We start from the raw sequence: 3,790 nt of genomic DNA, 5'->3' as shown, positions 1-3,790 counted from the left end.
CGGCGGGATGTTGAGCCAGATCCCCGGCTCGAAGTGGAGCCCCGAGTTCATCACGGCGTCCTGGATCTGCTGGAGGTAGTGGACGCCGAACAGGATGATGTCGTCCTGCAGAAGGCCGCGGTTGGGGATCTCGCCCTTGACCTTGTGGATCTGCAGCGTCTCGCTGGTCTGGTTCAGCTCCAGGAAATGGTCCTGCGGCGGGGCACCCGGCGGCGCGTGAAAGGGGCGCCAGATGGTGTTGAACCCGCTTCCGCCCCAATCGCCCAGCAGCCCGGCGATCGGCCCAAGCTGCTGCAATGTGGGCTCCTGGACCACCTTCGCCCGTAGCCCGGCTTTCTCGGTGGTGTCGCGGGGGAGCGGCTCGAAGACGAAGTCCTCTTTCAGTTCCATGCTCATGCAGGCCTCAGCGGATGAAGTGGAGGGGGAGATCAAGGGACGCGTACGATCACCATGTGTTTGCAGCGAAAGTGTTACCCGGTGAACGGCGGCGTGTCAAGATGTTTGTTCTGAAAACGAGCGTCCGCGCCTTTCTGCCGCGACCCTTCCACCCGCCACCTTGAAGCCGCCCCGGCCGCCGGCTCCATCTTCCAGCCGGGCGGCCGCCGTCCGACGCGTCCGGACGATCACGAAGGTGCTTGACTCCGCGTCCATGTGCTAATAATCTAGCATGCTAAGAATCTAGCACTCGGACGAGGTGGCCGGCCGCAGTGCACGGATCAAACCTTTGCGGCGGATGACCCGTCCAAACAGGCATCCGCTCCACCCGGCCGGCCGGCGCACCACCCCCGCGGCGCCGCCGCACCCGCAACCCTCCCCACCGGCACCCGTATGCGCCCTCCCCGCTGTTGTGCCCGCCTTTCCATCGCGCTGATGGCGGCGTTTGCCGCGCCCGCCGCCGCGCAGAACGGCGCCCACGCCACCGGCGCCACGCCCCGCCTGGCCGCGGTGGAGCGCACCACCCCCATCGCCATCGACGGAAAGCTGGACGAGGGCGTGTGGCAGACGGCGCAGCCGGCCACGAACTTCACCCAGCAGGACCCCAACGAGGGGAAGCCCGCCACCCAGCCCACCGAGGTCCGCATCGCGTACGACGCCGAGGCGCTGTACATCGGCGCGCGGATGGTCGACTCGCTGGGCGCGCGCGGCGTGCACGCGCAGCTCTCGCGGCGCGACCAGAGCACCGGCGGCGATTACGTGCAGTTCGTGCTCGACACCTACCACGACCACACCGGCCGCACCGTCTTCACCATCAACCCGTCGGGGGTGAAGAGCGACGCGGGGCAGGCCTCGTCGTACGCCGACCCCAGCTGGGACCCCGTCTACACCGCCGCCGCGCACGTCGACTCGGCGGGGTGGACGGCGGAGTTGCGCGTGCCCTTCAGCCAGCTGCGCTTCCCGCGTGACAGCGTGCAGACCTGGGGGATGCAGGTGTGGCGCTACGTGGAGCGGCTGAACGAGACCGACATGTGGTCGTTCTGGGGGAAGAACGAGACGGGCGGCCCCTCGCGCTTCGGGCACCTGGGGGCGCTGCGCACCCCGCCGCAGCGCCGCTCGGTGGAGCTCCTTCCCTACGCGGTGGCGCGGCAGAGCTTCGTGCGCCCGCTGCAGCCGGAAAGCCCCTTCGAGCACACGCACGAGTCGTCGTGGCGCATCGGCGGCGACGTGAAGGCGCTGCTCACCAGCACGCTCACGCTCGACGCCACCATCAACCCCGACTTCGGGCAGGTTGAGGTGGACCCGGCGGTGGTGAACCTGTCGGCCTACGAGACCTTCTTCGACGAGAAGCGCCCGTTCTTCGTGGAGGGGAGCGGGCTGTTCGGCTTCGGCGACTTCAACTGCCACTTCTGCAGCAACATCTCGTCGATGTCGCCCTTCTACTCGCGGCGCATCGGGCGGGCGCCGCAGGGGTTCGTGTCGCAGCCGGCGGTGTTCACCCACCAGCCCGAGAGCAGCACCATCCTGGGCGCGGCCAAGGTCAGCGGCCGGCTGGGGAACGGCTTGCAGCTGGGGGTGATGGACGCGCTCACCCGCTCGGAGCGCGCGCTGGCGCAGGACGAGGACGGCGACCGCTTCACCGAGCAGGTGGAGCCGCCCACCAACTACTTCGTGGGCCGGGTGAAGCAGAACCTGCGCGGGGGGAACCTGACGGTGGGGGGGATCGGCACCTCGGTGCTGCGCTGGTTCGACAATCCCTCGCTGGAGTCGCTGATCCCCAGCCGCGCCGAGGCGGCGGGGGTGGACTGGAACCTGTACTGGGACAAGCGCGCCTGGTCGCTGATCGGCAACTTCGTGGTCTCCGAGGTGGGCGGCGACAGCGCGTCGATGCTGCGGCTGCAGCGCTCGTCGGCGCGCTACTTCCAGCGGCCTGACCGGGGGGAGGGGAGCAACGGGCTGTTCACCAGCCGCTTCGAGCCGGGGCTCACTTCGCTGCGCGGGTTCGGGGGATACGCGCGGCTGGCGCGCGACTCGGGGCCCTGGCAGTTCGAGACGGCGGTGGACTACCGCAGCCCCGGCTTCGAGGTGAACGACCTGGGGTTCCTGCCGCGCGCCGATTACGTCTGGATGAACGCCAACCTGCTGCGGGTGTGGAACAAGCCCACGCGCCAGTACCGCAACCTGGTGGCCATCGTCGGCTCGCAGCAGCAGGTGAACTTCGACCGCGACCTCACCGGGCGTGACTTCCACGCCTACCTGGGCTCGCAACTCGCGAACTACTGGAACGTCAGCTCGTTCGTGATCTGGAACACGGCGCTCGACGACGACCGGCTGACGCGCGGCGGGCCGGTGGTGCGCAGGCCGTCGGACGTGACGTACTTCCTGAACGTGAGCACCGACTCGCGCAAGCGGGTGGTGCTGAGCACCAACCCGTACTACAGCACCAGCACCGACGGCACGCACGCCTTCAGCGGCAACCTGAGCGTGCGGGTGAAGCCCGCGTCGAACGTGCAGTTCTCGGTGGGCCCGGCGTACAGCGTGGACCACTCGCGCACACAGTTCATCACCCGCTTCGCCGACTCCACGGCCACGAACTTCTACGGGCAGCGGGTGGTGTTCTCGGACCTGGTGCAGCACCAGCTCTCGATGAACACGCGCCTCAACTGGACGTTCAGCCCCACGCTGACGCTGGAGCTGTTCGCGCAGCCGCTGGTGGCCAGCGGGAGCTTCGACCGCTACAAGGAATTCGCGGCGCCGCGCTCCATCCGGAAGACGCTGTACGACGCCGCGCAGATCACCCAGGTGCTCGACGCCGAGGGGCGGACGGTGGAGTACACGCTGGACCCGGACCGGAACCCGGCCACGACGAACTTCACCATTCCCAACCCGGACTTCAACTTCCGCAGCCTGCGCGGCAACGCGGTGCTGCGCTGGGAGTACCGGCCGGGGTCCACGCTCTTCCTGGTCTGGCAGCAGCAGCGCAGCGGCACGGAGCCGTTCGGCACCTTCGACTTCAGCCGCGACACCCGCGCCGTGTTCGACGCGCCGCCCGACAACGTGTTCGTGGTGAAGCTCAGCTACTGGTTCGGCCGGTAGATCCGGAAAAGACAGGGGTCACACGGCAGGCGTTCGACAGTTCCGGCTACATGCGAGACCCAGGATTGGCGCCAATCCTGGGTTTTTCGCGCTCAAAACACTGGATTCACCGATTTTCTGTTGTACACGGATTTTCGATGTGCATTGACTCAGCAACAGGCATGCACCTATCCTGTTGCACATGTACCTGCGCGAGGTCGTCTCACCCCGCAAGCGCGGCCCCGACGCCCGCTACCTCCAGCTGGTCGAGGGCGAGCGC

Annotated in this window: 2 protein-coding genes; one reads left to right on the top strand and one right to left on the bottom strand. The window is 68.0% G+C overall.

The features are described from left to right. The coding region (locus tag VF092_12055) for a hypothetical protein (GenBank protein ID HEX6748017.1) at positions 1–396 on the bottom strand (396 nt) is incomplete at its 3' end. Between the two features lie 432 nt (positions 397–828). On the opposite strand from VF092_12055, the gene VF092_12050 reads away from it, so the two are divergent. Continuing rightward, positions 829–3,531 carry a DUF5916 domain-containing protein gene (locus tag VF092_12050; GenBank protein ID HEX6748016.1) on the top strand — a complete coding sequence of 901 codons (2,703 nt, stop codon included), beginning with the start codon at positions 829–831 and terminating at the stop codon, positions 3,529–3,531. Positions 3,532–3,790: the final 259 nt, after the last annotated feature.

Origin of the sequence: Longimicrobium sp. (assembly GCA_036377595.1) — a bacterium.
Classification (GTDB): Bacteria; Gemmatimonadota; Gemmatimonadetes; order Longimicrobiales; family Longimicrobiaceae; genus Longimicrobium.
Note: the sequence above shows the minus strand (reverse complement) of the source record. Positions and strands in the feature narration are given on the sequence as shown.

Coding starts and splice junctions, on each gene's coding strand:
- VF092_12050 (HEX6748016.1), top strand. CDS start 829: ATGCGCCCTCCCCGCTGTTGTGCCCGCCTTTCCATCGCGCTGATGGCG.